Source organism: Aquipluma nitroreducens, from assembly GCF_009689585.1.
Lineage (GTDB): Bacteria > Bacteroidota > Bacteroidia > Bacteroidales > Prolixibacteraceae > Aquipluma > Aquipluma nitroreducens.
This window is the reverse complement of the sequence record NZ_AP018694.1, coordinates 3,045,261-3,065,200: the sequence shown is the minus strand read 5'-3', so window position 1 is coordinate 3,065,200 and position 19,940 is coordinate 3,045,261. Positions and strand designations below refer to the sequence as shown.

The 19,940-nt window shown below is 37.6% G+C and carries 11 protein-coding genes; all 11 read right to left on the bottom strand.

Annotated features, from left to right (window positions below; translation table 11 throughout):
* Nucleotides 1-530 precede the first annotated feature (530 nt).
* The 11 genes from brxL to AQPE_RS12835 all read right to left on the bottom strand — a co-directional run bounded on the left by brxL (nucleotide 531) and on the right by AQPE_RS12835 (nucleotide 19,362).
* Entirely contained in the window at nucleotides 531-2,582 is a 2,052-nt protein-coding gene (brxL, locus tag AQPE_RS12885) for a protease Lon-related BREX system protein BrxL (RefSeq protein ID WP_318346908.1), read from the bottom strand.
* 13 nt (nucleotides 2,583-2,595) lie between these two features.
* Nucleotides 2,596-4,812, bottom strand: a complete 2,217-nt coding sequence (locus AQPE_RS12880; RefSeq protein ID WP_318346907.1) for a PglZ domain-containing protein — start codon at nucleotides 4,810-4,812, stop codon at nucleotides 2,596-2,598.
* A gap of 119 nt (nucleotides 4,813-4,931) precedes the next feature.
* Nucleotides 4,932-5,792: a restriction endonuclease gene (locus AQPE_RS12875; protein WP_318346906.1), complete on the bottom strand. Its 861-nt coding sequence runs from the start codon at nucleotides 5,790-5,792 to the stop codon at nucleotides 4,932-4,934.
* A gap of 1 nt (nucleotide 5,793) precedes the next feature.
* Nucleotides 5,794-7,101 carry a serine/threonine-protein kinase gene (locus AQPE_RS12870; RefSeq protein ID WP_318346905.1) on the bottom strand — a complete coding sequence of 436 codons (1,308 nt, stop codon included), beginning with the start codon at nucleotides 7,099-7,101 and terminating at the stop codon, nucleotides 5,794-5,796.
* A 186-nt stretch (nucleotides 7,102-7,287) separates the two neighbouring features.
* The gene (locus AQPE_RS12865) at nucleotides 7,288-7,740 is read right to left on the bottom strand and encodes a type II toxin-antitoxin system death-on-curing family toxin (RefSeq protein ID WP_318346904.1); all 453 of its coding nucleotides are present in this window, start codon (nucleotides 7,738-7,740) and stop codon (nucleotides 7,288-7,290) included.
* A gap of 1 nt (nucleotide 7,741) precedes the next feature.
* A complete protein-coding gene (locus tag AQPE_RS12860; RefSeq protein ID WP_318346903.1) occupies nucleotides 7,742-8,761 on the bottom strand; it encodes a DNA-binding protein in 1,020 nt (339 codons plus the stop codon).
* Nucleotides 8,762-8,775: 14 nt separating this feature from the next.
* The gene (pglX, locus tag AQPE_RS12855) at nucleotides 8,776-12,483 is read right to left on the bottom strand and encodes a BREX-1 system adenine-specific DNA-methyltransferase PglX (protein ID WP_318346902.1); all 3,708 of its coding nucleotides are present in this window, start codon (nucleotides 12,481-12,483) and stop codon (nucleotides 8,776-8,778) included.
* 8 nt (nucleotides 12,484-12,491) lie between these two features.
* Entirely contained in the window at nucleotides 12,492-16,127 is a 3,636-nt protein-coding gene (gene brxC / locus AQPE_RS12850) for a BREX system P-loop protein BrxC (RefSeq protein WP_318346901.1), read from the bottom strand.
* Between the two features lie 2 nt (nucleotides 16,128-16,129).
* Nucleotides 16,130-16,687, bottom strand: coding sequence for a hypothetical protein (locus AQPE_RS12845; RefSeq protein WP_318346900.1), 558 nt, complete (start codon nucleotides 16,685-16,687; stop codon nucleotides 16,130-16,132).
* Nucleotides 16,653-17,453 carry a BrxA family protein gene (locus AQPE_RS12840; protein ID WP_318346899.1) on the bottom strand — a complete coding sequence of 267 codons (801 nt, stop codon included), beginning with the start codon at nucleotides 17,451-17,453 and terminating at the stop codon, nucleotides 16,653-16,655. Before AQPE_RS12840 ends, AQPE_RS12845 begins: the two co-directional genes overlap by 35 nt.
* Before the next feature lie 247 nt (nucleotides 17,454-17,700).
* Nucleotides 17,701-19,362: a tetratricopeptide repeat protein gene (locus AQPE_RS12835; RefSeq protein ID WP_318346898.1), complete on the bottom strand. Its 1,662-nt coding sequence runs from the start codon at nucleotides 19,360-19,362 to the stop codon at nucleotides 17,701-17,703.
* Between the last annotated feature and the right edge of the window lie 578 nt (nucleotides 19,363-19,940).

The window sequence follows — 19,940 nt, the reverse complement described above, 5'->3', positions numbered from 1 at the left end:
CAATATATCCTGTTACGGTAGAAAAGGATTCATGGCTTAAATCTGTACATGAGCATGTATGGAAAGCCGAAAAAGTAAGATTAGGAAAGCCTTTCAAAATAACAAAAAATTGAAATGAGGGTGTGTCCAATATTCTTCTTAGTAATGTAGGCATTCATAAACTTGCTTTACCTTTGTGTTAACGATATTTTATCTCTTGGAACCTTGGGAGAAAGAAAAAGCGCCTAACTCAGGCAATCAATATTGATATTTAACCTGAGTTGATGAAGTGGTTTCGACAAGCTTTTCCTTTCGATCCAATACGAGGAATGGGTTCAATTAAATATTAGAAAAATAGGGTTTTGTGTCCACATTTTCGGTTAAAGTCAAAATATCAGATCAAAAAGCACTGATTTCGGTTGATTTTCGTGCCTTTTACCTGAAGTATGTATATAATTGTTACATCAGCGGTATAGTATTCTGTTTCAAATTTCGTCAATGTTGACAATTTTAAAGAAATAAGTCATTCAACTTAGCTTCGTCAGTTTTTCCTATTCACTCAATATCGCTTTCTGCATCAACATCTTATTATTCGCATAAAATGGGACATCTGTGTTTCCCAAAACTGTTGGAGGAACATTTGATAGTTCCTGTAAATTGTCCATCGGAACAATTACGGTTTTTGCACCATTTTCTGAGAGCATAGTAATTTTATCAGCAAAATTGATGGCTCGTTCAATGGCACCACCTACCGAAATATTTCCCAAAACAGCCAACCCTGCTTTTAGGTTCTTTTTATAAAGAGCAGACAGGATTGCCAGATAGACAGCTGATCCAATACCTGATGATATACTTGCACCCAGCATATTTGTAATTTGTATGGACAGATCAAAATTCTTCAGAGAGTGCTGTTCGCTTAGGATTGACTTTTCGTTGGCTTTAATGTACTGATAGGTGTTCTTGATATTTTCCTTGACCTGCATATTGGAAGTGCCTGTAATGTTCAATTTGCCACTTCCCATTGTCGAAACAACTTCAATACGGACCAGCGCCATACTATCGCCATCTACGGTACAGGTATAACATACTCCGGGAGCCAATGGTGTACTTTCAATCAGATTGTTACCCTTTTCTTCAGGCAGTGCAACAAACTTCTCTTCCTGATTTTCCTTATCGATGTATGAAAAATTGGTATCCCAGAATTCCATTCCACCGATGCGTTTGAGTTGCTCTTTTACCCTGCGGCGCATTTCAAGAGCCAATTCCAAGTATTCGCGCACATCTTCCTTCGTGAAAATCCCATCAGGATGCATGAGCTTAATTAAGCCTGAAACGGTTTTCTTTACTGGCTTTGTGTCACGTTGTTTTAAGTGAGCTCCAAGCGAAAAGTATTGATCTATAGCATCGGTGTAGTTTTGTTTTCGGTATGATTTCAGATTTTCAGAAAAGAAATCGGTACTGAATCCAAAGTTGGAAGTGAAATGATGCGGTGAAAATTTCAACATTTCCCAACCGGGCAAATAAAAGTGAATACGGTCGAGAAAAGCTGTATCCGAATTTACTTCGTCAGATAATGGGCTGAAAAGGTGGGAAGTTTGCAGTACTGTTTCAACTGGTTGATTGATATTCCCATTGTAAATAAGTGAGGCGCTGCCGGTAATTTCACCACCTGCACCAGCACGTGAGAATGATCCGGATTCCATGTAATCTTTCATCAACGGAATAGCATCCCGGTCTTTGAATATTTTATCGGTTGCTTCGTCGAAACATATTGCATCCCACTGTCCAACTGAGCCGACCTTTCCGGTAGATCCGTTTACAAAGAGTTTCGCTACTGTACCCTGACCTCCGGAAATTAAAACGGCATAAGGTGTAAGTTCTTTAAAAACGAATGACTTACCTGTTGACCGGGGACCTATTTCAACAAAATTGAAATTTGATTCTACCAATGGAATCAGCCTGGAAATCAAAAGCATCTTTATCCGGTCAGTAAATCCTTCCGAATTTGGTTCATACCCAGCACTTCGGAGTAAAACATCGGTCCATTCTTCTTTTGTGAAATTCTTCCGGTTGTTGATCACTTTGCTGTTATCGAATGATGATAACTGAATCGGGTTGATCTCTTTCACTACAAACGGGTAAATGTTCGACCCCATTTTAATGGTTGGGTCATACGCCACATCAATAATGGCCCAAATACCACCGAGCATCATTTTATCATGCTCATTGACCAGCGCATCGCTGATGTTCGCATCTTTGATGTTACTGTTCAGCAAGTGAGCCCAATAGATATCTTTCTTGGAATCGAGGCGGACCGTAATTTTATCAATAATTTTATAGCTGCCGTTTTCTCTGATTTTGGAGTGGATCAAAGCACTTTCTTCAGGATTTACATAGTGCTGCGAAAGAACGTTTTTCACGTTCTCAATCCCCTTCCTGATCTTTTCTTCATCATTGGTGGAACAAGAGTTGGCAATCAGGTATTCCAATACGAAAACCGGAACATTAGCTCCCACTTTAACGGAACGAACCAGGTCTTTTTTTACTACATAGCCTCTGAAATAGTCAAGCAGCTTTTGATCAAGATTATCTAATGTTATCATTGTCAGTTATATTTTAAAGGAGACCACCTAAATTACGTATCTGTTTTTTAACGACTGTCGCTTTATCAATCTGTTCTTTTGTTTCAGCATCGATTAAAATTACATCAATCCTTAAATGTTGCTCGAACTCATATTCTTTTTGAATTTTTTGCTCATTTTGAATGGTTAGAATGTCGCTTTTAGCTATCTGCTTGTTGTCGGCAAATAATAACAACTGGCACTTCCGGGCAGAGTCGAGCAATGAACTTGCTTTCTTTGCTTCCATATTCACAATAAATGAACTGGTTGTTTGATTGGCCAATTCCTCCTTATTGGTGATGGAGATGGAAAGCTTTTCAATGGTGCTGTTTTTCGATTTAAAGCAAAAAAGCGGACAAATCAGTTCCTGGGGTGTGATACCACCATGACTGAAACCATATAAGCCCGGCGTTTTAAAAGGACGGTTCGATGGAGCAAAGTACAGGTATTTGTAGTTGTTGTAAGCCTGTTCAAATTCAATCAGATTTTCAGTTTCTTCCTGACGTGATTCCGATAAAATGAATCGTTCACCTTTTTGAATATTACCGGTGAAGCTGACCTCAATTTTATCAGATTCTGATAACAAACCGGTTAATACGAAACCATGGTCAGAAACCAGATAAACAGACTGATAACCCAATTGCTGAATTTGCCTGATTTTCTGAGTTAAAGTGTCCTCAATTCCATCAATGAATTTTAACGCTTTTTGTTGAAGCTTTTCGCCCAACGAATCCATGTCCTTATATGAACACACCAAAATAGTTGAATTGGCAGCAGATTCATTCAGTTCTTCGAGTGAAACAAACTGAATGGGTTGACTGATCTGCGATTGTAAGAATTCTTCCCGCTTTTTATGTGTTGGTTCAATTACACCATTGTTCTGGTAAATCAAACTCATATTGTGCTCGGTAACCGAAGGAAACCCGGTAAAGAGCATTTCTTTGCTGGTGTTAAAATCTTTACTGAGCTTTTCTGAAACAGAAACAGCGATTTCATAAGTAATGGCATCGCCAACAATGAATGCTGTTTTTTCTGTTGCCTTATTAATGAGCCTCAAAAGCAGACCTGCCTGATTGCTTTTATATTTGCTGAAATGCTTGAACCATTGATTGAGTAAAATCCGGTTGTGTTCTTCATAGATTTCCTGAAGGGGGCGAAGTTTCTTTGGCTGGTTCAGAAAGCTTGTATAAAGTTTCCGGATTGCCCGGTCGGTTTTATAAAAAGTATTGGCGTAATAAGCAGCCACCGATTCCAGATTATCCAAAGCATTAATTGCAGAACTATCGAAGGTAAGCAACTGAATGATTTCGGACCAGAAGCAGATGTTTTGCCTTTTTGCCACCTTATTCTTACTTCGTGCAGTAATCCATGGTAATTTCTCGCTGATCCATGCTTTATCTCCAGAATGGGCAATCACTTCATCCAGCATCTGCTCATCAACTGAAACAAATGGATGATCGACTGATACTTTCCAAAGTGCTTTAACCTCTAACTTAAAGTTGGCGATGTAAGTATTAAATGAGACTGTATTTTCGGAAGAATCCTCCCAACGGGTATATATTTCCTTTAACCCTGACGAAAGGTTATTCATCAAAAGACCTTGAAAGATGGATTGTGCGACCTGATTGGCTAAGGTTTGTGCCGGTTGTTGTATGTAATCCGCTTGAATAAATTTGGCAACTTTCTCTGAAAACATTTTGCTTACCTCTATATCCATTTCCGACATAAATTCCTTTGGGTCTTTCAGGAAGGGCAACAACATCTGATTGAGATCGAAAATTTCCGAAGCTCCTTTATGAACCAGTTCCATCCAATAAGAACGATCGCGGCCAATGCTGATTTTTGCCGCAGTTAGCAACTCTTCTTTGGTGAGATGAAGGTTCAAGCCGAGATTGGTATGAACCATTGCTTTGATGTAAGTATCAATTTGCCGGATCTCCAAACAGCCATCTGTTTCGCAATACTCCCGGATAAAAGTCAGGTTTTCTTTGGGTGTATTGGTATAAATGGTCAGCTTTTGCACGATGTTTTCTTTGCTGATTTTATACCGAAGTTCCAATTCTTCCAGTTCGCTATTGGCTTTTAAAACCTTAATTTCCGGAGGAATAACGTTTAGCAGAAATTCCGCTTCGCCCGAAGGATCAACAAAAACCAGTTTTTGTTTTTCGTCGAGGATCTTTTTTATATCGTGAATGAACCAAGTATCAATCATTTTTTGGTTTTTAAATTTTTATTTGCTCGATCTTGTTTTACTCTGTTTCAAATTCTTGATTGCCATTTTTTATTGATTATTGACAGTCAAATTTGTGTTGTACTTTTAGTACTGATCAGCTACAATAAATTCATTATATGTTTAAATATTAATCCTCTTTCATCCAATGACCTATATTTATCTTGCAACACATTTTGTAATGGAATATTATTTTGACACATTATGAATAGTTCTTCAACGGTTAGAACAACTAATCTTGAACTACTATCTGTAAAGTATTCAATCGCTTTTTCGTCAACGCGAGAATAAGTAATAAATAGTCCTTTTGAGAAATGAGATTTAGATCCTATTTTGTTGGAAAACAAGATTAAATCATCTTTGGGGATCGCATTTGCTTTGTATTTTGCTTCAATAAGAATTGTATTTCCATCAAGAATAAAACTACCATCAATTTGGTCATAATCTGTTCGATATGATGCATGAGGGTCTAAACCGAACGCATGAAATAAACTATTAAGATACTTTTCAAATGCATAACCTCTAGCTTGAGGGCTGGAAATATTTTCTATAGCTAATAAAGAAGCATTTAAACTATCATAATCGACCTTCAGATTATTTTTAGGTTCAGAATTTTGTTGTTTTGGGTTGTGTTGAGTATTGCTTTTTCCCAATAACTTTTTCCCAAATTCATATAGTTTTTCTGCTTTTTCTTTTTTGTCATCTGTCATTAAACCATTTTCATTCATGTAGTTTATCAATAGAACAATAGTTTTACCCACATAAGTTTCGGATTCATCTTTTATAAATTCACGAAGCATTTTAGCTTTTGACAATCCCGGATATTTCGCATATAAGCTGTATGACACCACATCCTTCATAAATTCTTCAAAATCCCTGTTAGTGAAACCAAGGACGTGCCCGGAACTCATTCCAAATACAGATTCTATTAATTGCTTTTCGCTGAATGTAAGGTTTGCCATTTTACTTCTTGCTACTTTTGATAATATTATTCCTTATTCCTTGTATATGTGGATGTAGACCATCAACTCGGTCTTGTTGTAAAACAATATTCTCATATTCATTCAAATGGTCATTAAGCATAGATGCAACACTAATAGCTTCTTCTTCGGTTTTGACAGAAGTGAGCATAGAATTAAAAACTTCCATTGCATTGTATCGATTAAATGAAGCAGCAAAGAATAAGGTTATTCTCATAGCTTTTGTTCTAATCTCTATATCTTTCGTGGAATTACAGACTTTCTTCATTTGATCTGCGATTGTTTCTGCATCAGGCCAACTCAATTTGCCAATGTCTTTTAAGTAAATTACAATATCATTGTAGACATCTACAAAAGTTAGTAAATCACCATCATTAAGATGACTAAAATATTTTACGGGAATAGCCTTTGCCTTTGAATAAAATATATCCGGATCTTCCTTAAACTCATATAAAACATTGAATAAATTATACACATCTTCTTTGCTTGCACCCTTTTTATGTAATTCAGCTATTAAGTTATCAAAGAAAATATATGGATTATTTTCACCTTTCAATATTTCCAAATGCCTGATTAATGCATTGCGTAATTCAGCTATATTTTGATATCTGTCATCAGGATTCTCATTTGTACATTTCCGAACAATATAAAAAAGTCCATTAGGAACTTTATTTTTATCAAAATAAGCTGGATATTCATTAGTAAAAAGACTATAAATGGTTTTACCCAATTGGAAAATATCACTGGATATTGTCGCATTTTTAGTCCCCCCAATTTGATAAAATTCTGGTGGGGCATAACCCGCTGTTCCCATCATAATAGCGGATGGTGTTATTGGAGTAGAATCCCGGTCTTCAAATTTACCTAGTCCTAAATCCGATAACTTTAATACTCCATGATTGACTAATACATTGTTAGGCTTAATATCTCTGTGGATTATTCGTTGTGAATTATTATGCAAGGCCTCTAACCCATTACAAATTTGATGTATGTCTGTTATTAGTGATTCTACATCCTTATTGTAGTTCTTGTTATGCAAAGAGCCTTGGCACAAAGGCATTACAAAATACGGAGGTGTATGTGCAGTATTGGAATCTAATATATTTATCACATTTTCGTGGGTGACTGATTCCATTAATCTTATCTCCCTTTTGAAGCGTTTTAGATATTCTTCCTCCGTCTTTGTACATGTCTTTAAAGCATAACAATTACCGTCTTTTTCTACAGCAAAAACTTCTCCAAATCCACCTTCTCCAATTTTATCTATTACGTTATATTCTTCGAATTTCATAAGCTATAATATTTCAGAATCCGTCAAATCTATTAATGAATTTTTAGCCGTTTACAGCTATCTGCCTTATCGTTACCAATCTGCGTTTAAATATTTTTCCAGTTGACCTGGGTTGAGTATCTCCTAGATGATCATGCCTCGTTTTTGCTTGGGCGATATTTTTGACTACGCCATCCTCCTATTTATTTATTCATCAAATCCTATTTGCCCGTTACCACAAGCCATCAGATAATCCAACTTTAATTCTTCATCGAAATCAAATTCGTTTTCTAAAAAAGAATGTACAAACCGTTGCAACAACTCTTTTTCAATACGACTGGCAGCGAGGTGATAACTAATATTCTCCATCTCCCTCAGAAATCTTTCCAAACAATACAGGTATCCATTAAAAAGTAAAAATTGCGCAGCCAGGGTGATTGACAAGCGTTTATTCCCGTCAGCAAAAGAATGATTTTTATTTATTGACCAGATTAGGTGTGTCAGCTTTTCCTCAAAAGTTGGATAATAATCATCATTCTGGATATGCTCCAAAACGCTATACAGATAACCAATATTCAGCACTTCGCTGCTTCCTCCACCACTTAACCGAACGGTTTCTTTGTGCGTTATCTCTGCTTGTTCTTTTGTGAGATAAATCATGCTAATCCCTTTCTTTTAAGCGTTTCAATGCTTCTTTGTATTCTTCGAGGCGTTGCTCCAAATCTTTGCTTTTTTCACCTAAAAATCGGTCGAAATCTTCTTTGGGGACAGAACTAATGTATTCTTCAAGGTTTTGATGTAATGCATCACGGAAGCACAAATCGCGGCTTGCCATCTTTTGACGGGCTTTTTCACGAAAAGGCTCCCAAAGCTTTTGTTGTTCAAATTTGTGAAATGCCGTATCTACCTCAATAGATGTTAATTTCCGGTTTAACCGTAGAGATTCGGCTCTAAGTATATCGGCAAAACCTGTTTCGTAGCTCGATATTAAATCCAGTACTTCGCTGTACATGGTGTGACGAACATTCTCGGACGAATCAAGCTTTAAAATTTTGCGGTACTCATCGGCGTTTTCTTTAAAGATACTGGAATAAATTTTATTGGTGTAAACGATGTATTTGAAGTTTCCCATTGCAACGTAATCTCTTAGTGCATCGGTAAACTCTTTTCTGTAATCCTCACCGCTGAGTAAGTTAATGACAAAATCTTCGTCGCGCTGATTGATGTATTTGGTTCCGCCTCCTGTGCGTTTGTTGATGGTGTCAATCACAATATCGAGAATGGTACTGCGCATTTCTTTAGCTTTCTCACTATCGGTAAGTAACATTGAAAGATTCAAAAATGCACGAAAATTGAAGACTCCCAATCGTACAGTTTTGATCATGAAATCCATTTCAGGATCAAACTGATTCTCAACAGCTAACTTAAAGTTTATCAGACGCTTACCTGAGAGTACTCCGTAACCGTTTTTTGCCAGTTCTGCTTCGTTATTTGCCAAACAATTGTTAATGGTGCGCTCCGAAACTTCGAAAAACTGAGCCAATTGTTTTTTGGTAAACCGATATTCGTTCTCAAACAAAACACCCTCCATGCCAACTGCTTTTTGGATTTCCTGTAAAGCATAGGTGTTGTTTAATATGTTTTGTCGGGCAACGCCCGAGCTTGTTAAATCTTTTGCCATAATTTCAAAGGTTTTTACCAATCAGCATTTAAATATTTTTCCAGTTGACCGGGGTTGAGTACATCGTAGGTGATCATTCCGCGCTTTTGTAAGGGGGCAATGTTTTTGCCAACTCCATCATCCAGCTTGGGATCGTAGCCTCCGGCCAGCAGCTCGTCAATTTTTTGTTTGAACTCCTGCAACTCATCCAATTGTTTGGGGATGCGCTCCTGTGCTTCTTGTGCCGATACTGTGTTTGAATTGGCAGTATCCTGCTTTTCACGGATCAATGCACTTTCCCTTTTTTCTACATACTTACTTTTGATGGAAAATAACTTGTCTTTGCTCCATTTGTAGATGATAATGTACGCCTCGAAAGCACCATGTTTGCCCGAAGTAATGTGCCAGATAAACGGCGTTTTGGGCAGGTACATAAACAGGTTGAGATGATCGGAGAAGTTTCCGAAAAAGTGGTGGTTGATATACTCATCTATTTCGCGACCCAAAAGTGAGCTGAATTGCGAGTATTGGGCAGTTGAAAACCCTTTTTCGTAAAACTTCTTCTCAATGCGGTTGACCAATACTTCTTCTCCGGAATTACGCACCAGCGGTACTATACCATCATCATCTTCCAGCAATATTTCGCGAAGCAAATCGGCCAAAAATTCCATGGCGATATCGTGAGCACGATGAACGGGTAAAACCTTGCTTTGTTTGAACCAATACCAAACATTGATGGGATTTACTTGGTGGCGAATGCAAAACTCCTCCAAATCGTTGTTGGATTTATATAGGTTGGGAAACTCCGAAATAATGGCTTCTTTCTCTTCCGCTGAAAAGGATTTCTCCGGCAGTTCTTCAATAAATGTTCTGATGTGATCCAATGTAAATTCTTTGGTGGCTTCCTCTTCTGCCAAATAGGCTGATTTTGCCTCTGACTCTACAGCTAAGGCACCAATGCTTTCGCCTTCTTTAGTAACCACCATAGTCCGGTCTTCATGGGTTAGATCATAAACTTCAAATATGTTTTCGTTGATAATGGATTCGTTAATTAGAACTTGTGTAAGTAAATGATTATCGTAATCGAAATATCGCTTTATACGTTTGGGCAAATCGAGAGTTCCAGTAAAAGTTATTGGAGATTTTGAATAGCTAGGTTCGATTAGGGAAAATATATTATGGTGTTTCTTTATATCGATGTTTGTTGATGATAAAGTTACTATGTTCTTTTCAATTATATGATTTGGCTTTTTATATGGTACTCTACTTACGTCACCTTCAGAAGTATTTACAGTAGGATTTAAACAGTTAATAATATAATTATAAAGACTACTATTTAAAAAGCCTAAAAAACAATAAATATTTTCATTACCCTTTTGAATTATTCCAGTTGCACCAACATCAAAAATTTGATTTGATGGCATGTACCTATAGGACATTCCTTTTGATGATGATCTTCCAGAGCAAGTTATTCCTTCTTTAAAATAATGCTGCTTATTCCTTAATGCACATTTCCCATAGTTTAGCATTAAATCTCCATCATTATTCCAATCTATAACAAGCCAAATATTTCCATACCATTTATTCGATACTCCACCTTTAGAATAAAAAATATATCTTTTTCTATCCTCATTATAATTCAATGAAATTTCATTTCTTTTAATTTCCCACCAGAATCTTACAAATCTTTCATTTTTCCCAGTAGATGCACCTTGAGCAACATTTGCAATCTCTCCAATTGAATTATATCCAAACTTCTCCCTAAATGCATCCGAAATCCAATAGATAAATGGACTAGATTTGATTATTCCGAGTTTGGTTTGGTCCAATTTATAAACTCTATTGTTAGGTTCATTGACAATAAAATCAGTTAGTGCTTTTAGAAATTGTTCCTTTTTAAATTTTTCTTGAAGATTAGTCGTCAGATTAAAATAAACACCTTTCTCAATAGAGCTAGTCTTGGAAAGGACATAAAAAGTAGCATCCAAAAGTATGCCTGGGCCAAACAAGTTTACACGATCTAAACCCAAATCAACCATCATATCGATATGGGTTTTTTCAATCATAAATTGGCGTACATCTTCAAATGATTTAATAAACATGAAGGTGTGAGGATGGATCAAAGCCATTTTGCCGTCATTACTCGTTAAATCATAGCAGCGTTTAATGAAAGTTGAGTACAAATTTATATTGAACTTCCATGGACTTTTATAATTGGTGTCAATAAACGATTTAAGCTCTGGGCCAAAGTCAGCACTATCGGTATAAGGCGGGTTTGCTACGGCAACATCATATTTATTAGCTAATATCTTCAGGAAGGTTAATGCATCGTTTGCTTTGGTTTTCAGGAAGTTGTTGTTTTTACTTTGGGCATAACGAGCAACTGCCTGTTCTAGTTTGGCGAAAAATTCGTTTCGAAAGATTTGAAAATCAACAATGTTTTGTGTTTCAAACATGTTGAGTGTTTCATTTTTATGATTTTTCTTTTCCAGTTTCTCTAATCGTTCATTCACACGTTCACCTACTTTTATTAACGAACCAAAGCGGTAAGCTTGTTGCAGGTCGGTCCACACTTCCTCCATCAGCTCTTTTTGAGCCTGGTCAAAGTTGGCACCTTCTTCAAAGAAGAGTTTTATATCTGCATATTTGGGTAAATAAAAATCAGACGAAACAACATTCACGTGCCTCATTTTAAAACCTCGCTGTCTGGTTAAGGCCTTAATAAACAAACCCATTTGAGCCAACTGTACTGCGCGGTCGTCGAGATCAATGCCATACAGGTTGTTTTCAATGATCAGGGCAGGAATTTCCTCTTCGTCGTAATCGGCGCCGTAGTTATCAATCTGGTCGGTGTACAAATCGTAAAACAGGTCGAAAGCATAAAGCAGGAAGTTTCCGGATCCGGGTGCCGGGTCGATCAGTTTAATTTCGTGCAGCGGTTTCTTTTCGCGCACACGGGTTTGCGGTGCATTGGCAATGGCATATTTCTCTTTGATCTGCGAGTTGGGGAACATTTCCAAATAGAGCTTTCCCAATGAGTTGTCCACCAAAAACTTCACTACCCAACGGGGCGTGTAAACCTGTGATTGCAGTGATACTTTGTCGAACTCCGTTTTTTTGCCGCTGTCTTTGTGTTCTTTCTTTTTCAGGCTGTTGTAGCTTTCGTACAACCAGCCCAAAATATCATCGCTTTGCCAGGTATCGGCTCCTGTATCCTTATCTTGTTCTACCGCATTAAAAGCGTCAATAATATCGTTCAGGTCAATCGTAAAAGGCATCAAGGCATACGGATGATCCTTTCCAAACAACTGCATCTTTTCGCTCAGTTTATCGAACTCATGTTCCAAAAAGAATTCCAGTCCTTCCAGTTCCAGATTGCGGCCATTGGGATTGAGCTCCAGCCATGCTTTATGGGCAAATGAGCGGTCGCCATGTTCTGTACGTTTGGTAATTATCTCCGGAAATAAATGTCGTGCTTCCATCACCTTTATGGCAGCAATCCGGTTAAAGAGTGTAAAGGAAAGTTCGTCCAATGCTTTTTCACGTGCCAACTTATAGCTGCCGGTTTCACCAATGTGGTTTTCGAGCATTTCATCCAACTGATCCCGCAACGAATGTAATTCTTCGGGAATCAACGAAATATCCTGCTCATTCTTTTCTCCCAATCCCAACCGTGCAAAACGGTTGTTATATGCCTTATAAATTAAAGAGCGTATGTGGTTTACGTGGTCGGTTAGTTTCATTGCTATTCTTAATTAATGGTCAGGTCAATTTCATCGTTGTTATCCATGCCGCTCAATTGTTTAATCTGTTCAGCCAGAATATTCCGGTATTCTTTTACCGTCATTTTGCCATTGTGAATGGATAACTTCACTTTTCGGGGTGGTTTTGGAGTCGGTTCCTGAGCCTCTTGTTTCGGATCTTCTTTGGTTGGGTATTTTGGCAATTCGGGAATTTGCTCAACGATATTATTTTGAATCATGAAGACTTTAGTTTCCTGATTGGAAGCCAATTCGATGTAATTTCGAATCTCGGAAAGCGAAAAATTGCTGTTTTTGCAGGCAATATGAAATTCGAGCGAAACCGATGGAAAAATCCGTTGCTGTGAATAACTGATGATTGCTTTCGTGTCGATGATGTTCTTTTTATTTGGTTCTTCCGGAAACTTGCCAATTGTCTTCAGCAATTCTTCAGCCTGAGTTTTGATTGGTGTGTATTTCTGAGCCATAAGTTCATTGGCTTTGGTCATCAGGTTAAAGTAATTGTCCCGAATATTCTGGGCAATATCCATAATCTCTGAAAAACGGTCACGCAGATTGTCATTATAGGCCAGGTTGAATTGATCAATTTGACTTTTTAGAGTGTCTTTCAGCTCTCCCGATTTATTCAGTTCGATGGTGAGTTGGTCAACAAATCGCCTTAATCCGTGAGCTTTCGGTAAGTTTTTTTCGATGAACTTTTCCGTTTTTTCGATACTCTTTACAGTTGCCTTAAATGCAATTGCTTCCTGAATAAAATATTCAGCCTTTTCGATGTAATTATTTTCGGTCAGCAATGAAGTAAATAGCGTTAAAGTTGCTTTATCGTCTTCAATTCCAGGGAAAAACTTCTGGTAGTGTTCTACTTTCTGTATCGAATATTTAATGATTGAAAGGTAATGTTCAGCCAGCTTTCCGGTTGCCTTTACCAATTCAAAATCATTGGTATTCCAATCAACCTGTTCATTTGTTTTGGCTTTGTATTGAAGGTCGTGCAGAATCTGGACCATCTCATTTTTCTGAGCTGCTGAAAGTGATTTGGAAATGGACTTGAATGAGGCCTTTTGGAAATTTTTGGAAGTTGCAAAAATATCGGCAACCTGTTTGTCTTTGTATGAAAAAAGGTCCTGCCCATTGTATTTAGCCACCAGTTTGCCAGCCCTGAAAAGTACTGCCAAAGTGGTTGCTACCGTGCCATAACTATACCCGGTTGGTGGAAGTAATAATTCTGATTCAAGCGTTTTCCCGTCGGCAAAAGTTGATTTAATTCTGGAGGTAACTTCTTCAACTACTTTCAGATGGTCGCCAATAAAATTGCCGGTGGCATCAAAAAACTTATAGTCATTGCCGCTGAAATATTTGTGCAGTTTTTCGTTTTGTGTTTCTGCAATTACTTTAGGGGCAATTGATTCGGATAATTGTTCAGAAAGGCGTTTGGTATAAACATTTCGAATCAGTTTTTTTTGCAGTTCTGTAATGGTACTTCTGAAAGCATCTTCGTTCAGCAGGTTCTCGTCAAACAAATAAATACACGAGCCGTTGAGATAAGCTTTATGGATTAATGTGGTTAATTCCTTTTCCTTTTCTTCGCGTATCAGATTAAAATCCTTGACGATTTGCCGAATGTTGGAATCAACATCATTAGCGTATTTTTCATCCATGAATTTAAACCGCTTTACATCAGTAAGCAAGGTGTCAATCCGGTTGTAATCCTTATTGTCCGGAATCAGAATGATGGTTTCTTTGTTGGATTGGTTTTCGAGTTTGATGCGCTCCACATAATCGCGATATTCATCGTTGATATTGAAAAGCCCGGTAACCGCTAACTTTAACTTTTTATTGGATGAAGCAACAATTTCATCATCCTGATCAGTTGAAATATTAAAACTATACGCATTGGTACCATCAGTTACCGTACCTAATGACCTTAATGGTTGGAACTTCTTTAAAAAATCAATGAAATCACGTTTCTTATTGAAGAGTTCTACCGGGAAATCTTTCATTTCATCCAATAGTTTTCCCTCCAGATCGGAGGTAATTTTATATTCACCATTAGTGAGTAAAAGAATCTTCGCTTCGACTAAAGTTTGAAGCGCATCATCCATCAACGGCTTAATCTTGTAATAGTCATTCAGGTCGCGAATGTATGTTTTCGTAATATTTTCGGTGGAAGCTTTAACCAGGTCCGATTCTGTTAGAAAGTGAATTACTTCAAGAATTTTCCGGCCTTCCAGTGCAGATGTTCCAAGTATTGCATCAGCATTGTCATAGCGATTCACCAATTCGGACGGAGGGGCAGTCTGGGCTTGCCGGCAAACATCGGAAGAAGTTGCAAACTGATGCAAAGGAACATCAGCCAATTGTTTCCGAATGATATCAAATGTTGTAATGATCATCCCCCTTGCTGCAACCTGTGTTGAAGACAAGGCTTTTGAGCTAAATAGGAAATTTTGCAATAACCTGAACTGATATTTGTGAAATGGGTAATAGGTTGCAAATTCTTCAGCAGATTCAACACGAGTTTGAAAACTTGCTTTCAGGTTGCTTGCATCAGCCAATTGACCTTCACTTTTGGCATAATGTATTTTCAGATTTTCAAAAGCGTCATCCTTTTTTTGCAATAACCTAAACCGGATAATTTTATCCACTTCGGTTGATTCAAGGTGAAGCTTTGTTTTAAAACGATCGGTCACTTTGGTTAGCAGGCTTTTATTGACATTTGAATTATTGATCACATCATCCAGCTTTTCCTGTGCAATAGCCAGGGTCCAAACTTTACTGGCCAATGAAGAATTTGAAAGAGATTCGCTTAAACCTTCCAACTCCATCAGGTCAAATTTCTTTTGAGCCAGGGCTTCACTGGCTTCATCAAAAATGAAAACCAATTTTTCGTCGCTAACTTTGGCAATGTATTTTTCCAGTTCATTGCGAAAATCGGTAGCAGAGAATTGTCTGATGGTATTGTTCAGATGGTCTATCGTTTCTTTGTATTCATCTTCCGAAAACTTATAACCAGTCAAGACCCGTTTTACAGCAGTAGGAACTTTCATGGCATTTTTCATGATCGTTTGCCAATCCTTGCCTGAATATTCAAGAACTTTTTGTTTAAATTCCTCATGTTCATCATCTAGCCACATCAGGTACTCCATATATCCGTACACATTGGGAAGGAAACCCAGCGTACTCAGGAAATTCTTAAATAAGGTATAGCACAGCCCGTTTGTGGTGTCCTGTTTGGCGATGTCGAGGAAAATTACTTTTGTTTTATGGGCATCTAAGCTGCGAATCTGATTTTCAAGGAAGTTGTGATCTTTCAGTCCGCTCAGTCGCAAAATAAACCGTTCACGTGCAGATGTGCCGTTTATTAACTGATCGGAAAGCAAATAACCCATCATCTTTCCAAAGTAAGATTTTCCTGATCCATAGAATCCTGATATCCAAACTCCGGTTTCCTTGATGTTGGAATTATACTGATTGATGAATGATGAAAGGTGTTTCCCCAGGTTATCGGTCAGGATGTAAGACTCAATTTCCGACTGAATTTCGTTTTCCGATTGGTCTTCAAGGTCGATTACATTTTTAATATCCTCGTTGATATCGAGGGTCAATATATCTTTAATCAGTGTCATAGTTAGTCGATTAAATTGCAACGGTATTTTGAAGCTGGTTTTACATTTAAGAAAAAGAGGTTGCCATTTTTGTGGGTGGCAGGATAAAAAACAACCAAAGGTATTTTATGTCTGATGATTATCGGGTCTGCCATAATGTTATCGTTCTCGATGCCAGTTCCATAAAGCGCACCCGTATGGATTAATACAGGAATCTGATTGGCAAGGTATGCCTTTCCGATTTCCGCAATGATCATATCGAATAAATCTTCTCTTTCATCAATCCTATTTTTTTTAAATACCTCTGACCTGTTTGTTTCATAAGCTTCATAGAACTCTTTGAAATCATTAAGTCCAATCTGATCGATGTAAGTGATGAGTAATTGATTGAGATCAATGAATGAAGCATCTTCCAGTAAGATCAAAGCTTCATCGAGATACTTTTCTTCATCCTCCGGAGGATACACAAACAGTATCGTATTTCCACCATTGGCTTTTGATTTGATTTTATGCCTGTTCTCAGCACTCAGTTGAGCTATGAGGTCATTAAATTTTCGTCTGTGTTCGGTTGAATAGGGCATTGGCTATGTTGTTAGGTTTTTGCTTTAAGGTAAATTTTAATGCAGTACCATCAAATGTCATATCCCAAAAACTCATGTTCCCAACCTTTTTGGCAAAACTTAAAAAGGTATCCCTACTCATCAATGACAATTGAAAATATTCCGAATTAAGGAAGTTAAAATTATCCGGATTAATCGATTTAATCAAATAAACAAACAACACCATGGTGTTATTGTCAATAGTAACTGGTAGAATTTGTTTTTTTGCTGCACCATCCAGCAGATTCAGTTTCTTAAGGATGGTCAAGTATTTTGATGCTACCGGTATAATCGTCTTAATGGACCATTCTTTAATTGTCGGATCTGTTTCTTTCAGATGCATAATGTAATCCTCCACATCACGGGCACTTAGATGTGATCGACCAGCGTAATAATTTTTCAAATAAACATTTACAGAAATCTCACGGAACAAACGGTTAGATAAGCATAATTGCCAGAAAAGAACGATATTTTTGTTTTGAAAATTGCAATTCTCGTCAAATATTGAAGCAAGCAATTCGCTTTGTTCTTCAGAATAGGTATTGAATATGGTAGATTTTATCATTCGGAAGAAGCGTCCTCTGGCTTCTTCGGTTCTGAAGTCGAATAAATTTCGTGTTACCAGAATCTCTTCTATTTCCTTGATACGATCACCCAGGTTAATTTTACTTAAAGCAAGAAAAAGCAAATCGTAGTTCGGAATACTTCCGACAAAATTGAGGTCACTATTGTAGGGTTGTATAGTCATTAAAGGTGAACGGGTTGGTTTGTTGTTATTTAGATGGGGAGAGTAAATTAAACTCTGTCTGATATTTATTCATTCAAATTTACTTTCCATGAATAATTCTCTTTTTTGTTTGATATACACAAATATAGAATGTTTTATAGTTAAGTCAAGAATAAAAATTGGCGAAGAATGATAAATACAGATTATCATTCTTCGCCAATTTTCAGATCAGTCCTGGAAGTACGGTATGGTAATTTTTTGTCGAAGATTATTCCCTCATTTTCTTCGCCAGTTCAAACTCTTTTTCATAGGGCAGTCCCAATTCAGCGAGTTGAAGGGGTGCTGAAATAGCCCAACTCACGTAATACCAAGCTAAAATCTGGTAGCCTGTAAATTCTTTGTCAGGAATAGACGGGACCGTGTAACCACTTTTTTCGGTACTGAAACCCTGTGTGCCTTGCATAGCAATGTCGAAGGCTATCTTCTTAATGGTCTCTTTGGGTAAGTTTTGGAAGTATTGAAGAGCCGAAACCATATGCATAACCACGGCCATATTCGCACCTTCCTTCTCCTGCGATTGTTGGAAACGTCGCTGTTCACGTTCTTTCACAGGGTCACGTTCATCCAATCCAAGCGGATCTTTTTCGAGTGAATTGATGAAAGAATTGATGTCGCTTCGTTTCCGGTACTGAATCTCACCCACCAGTTCGGAGTATCGATCCACTTTCAAATCTTCAGACCAATGCAACAACATTTCATATTCTTCTCCCGGTTTTTTATCGTCTCGGTACTCCAAATATTCGTTGTAAAAGGTTTGTGCCTGTTTCAATTCAAGCGGTGTCGCATTAAACAGTATAATCAGATCAACACCAAACAAATCACGGTATTGCATCGCATTTATCAAGTTGTAAATCTTGCTTTTCGACAAAATATCTTTAGGTGCCAACTCAATAATCCGTTTGTTGGTAACAGCCGCAATTCCCTGTTCGATAAGTGAATACAGCGAGAGAAACTGCCAAGGTCGGAATTCGGGATATTCGTGATAGATGGTATTTTCAATAAATAAATCTATGGGTGTATTGTAAACCTGAAGGTTAAGTCCTTCGAACAGCATAAGTAAAAATTCATTGACGGTTTTTTCCGGAAACCCTTTTTTAATCAAGCTGGTGGCATGTCCGGAATAGTTACTCAGAAATTCTGTTTTCTGTGATTGTGTAGAAATAAATAGTTGGTTAATCCCTTCGTTGCGGGCATCAATAATCAGTTTCAGGTGGCTCAATTCGTGCAGAATTAAATGTTCCACACCTGCGTAGTTTGGTTTGTAACGAACCGTATGTTTCGCCCTGTTAAAGTTTTCAGCCAGTTCAAATTTGGCGGCAGTCTTTATGTCTGCATCTTCAATCATTTCAATTCCGGTGTCGCCTTCGTATTCGAGTTTATGCCTGAATTGATCCACCATCTTTTGACCTTTGCCGGTCTTCAGGATCTGTTTGGCCAATTCAAATGTCTGTTTAACCGCATTTTGATACAACTCATCTTTTTTTGGACACAAACGAACGGTTTGCAGAGAATAGTTGAAAGCTGAATCCAAATCCTGTTCTTTTTCTGCAATCAGTCCCAAGATCAAATGTGTATTGGGGTATTTCGGATTGATCTGTAATGAGGCATCCAAATAACGTTTGGCTTCATCCATTTTTCCTTGTTGAAACATCAGGTACGCAACATTGGTAAGGCTGATATAATCGTTGACGTTGGCCAGTAATGCCTGATCAAAGTATTTTAATGCTGTTGGTATGTCTTTTTTGAATTTGGCGAGGATGTTGCCCATCATCATCAATGCCCAGCCGTTTTTGGAGTCCCAGCGTAGGGCATCAATCAAATAATCAACCGCTTCGTCCTGATCACCTTCATCAGAACGTATTTGACCCATGATCCGGTGGTATTCCGAATTGGTTGGGTTTTTATCAATTAAGGTTTTGAGTATTTGACTGGCTTCGGAGTATTTTCCTTTTTCGCAAAGGGCAACCGTTTTGCGGTAATCGGCTTCCTGTGAAAGTATGGTTGGATTGTCAATTTCGATTGTAACCCATTCACCTTCAACAGTAATTTTAGGTTTAAATGGGCCATAAGTATAGTAATTTTCTAACTCGTTGACTATCTGTATTTTACCCCCCCCCCATTAGGTTTGGAAAGATTGTAAACAAAAAGTCATCTATTCTATGGATAATCTTCATTCCGGTGGATATTCTGATTTTTGGATTAAAACAATCCCAAAGATAGTTTTTATTTGAAATTGCGTTTTATAATAAATTGGTAAGTATTGAAATTCTCAGCTTATCATTTTATCGCTCTGGATGATGGAAGAATGAATGAGACTTAATTATTCGTACCAAACAAATCCGGTGGGTGCCCTGCTATTTTATTTGCTGAATTGATGAAATACCTTGCCTAGGTGAATGACGTCTTAAACCTATCAAAAACAAACATTTACTTTAAAATATTGCTAAA

Coding starts and splice junctions, on each gene's coding strand:
- brxL (WP_318346908.1), bottom strand. CDS start 2,582: ATGATAACATTAGATAATCTTGATCAAAAGCTGCTTGACTATTTCAGA.
- AQPE_RS12880 (WP_318346907.1), bottom strand. CDS start 4,812: ATGATTGATACTTGGTTCATTCACGATATAAAAAAGATCCTCGACGAA.
- AQPE_RS12875 (WP_318346906.1), bottom strand. CDS start 5,792: ATGGCAAACCTTACATTCAGCGAAAAGCAATTAATAGAATCTGTATTT.
- AQPE_RS12870 (WP_318346905.1), bottom strand. CDS start 7,101: ATGAAATTCGAAGAATATAACGTAATAGATAAAATTGGAGAAGGTGGA.
- AQPE_RS12865 (WP_318346904.1), bottom strand. CDS start 7,740: ATGATTTATCTCACAAAAGAACAAGCAGAGATAACGCACAAAGAAACC.
- AQPE_RS12860 (WP_318346903.1), bottom strand. CDS start 8,761: ATGGCAAAAGATTTAACAAGCTCGGGCGTTGCCCGACAAAACATATTA.
- pglX (WP_318346902.1), bottom strand. CDS start 12,483: ATGAAACTAACCGACCACGTAAACCACATACGCTCTTTAATTTATAAG.
- brxC (WP_318346901.1), bottom strand. CDS start 16,127: ATGACACTGATTAAAGATATATTGACCCTCGATATCAACGAGGATATT.
- AQPE_RS12845 (WP_318346900.1), bottom strand. CDS start 16,687: ATGCCCTATTCAACCGAACACAGACGAAAATTTAATGACCTCATAGCT.
- AQPE_RS12840 (WP_318346899.1), bottom strand. CDS start 17,453: ATGACTATACAACCCTACAATAGTGACCTCAATTTTGTCGGAAGTATT.
- AQPE_RS12835 (WP_318346898.1), bottom strand. CDS start 19,362: ATGGGTCAAATACGTTCTGATGAAGGTGATCAGGACGAAGCGGTTGAT.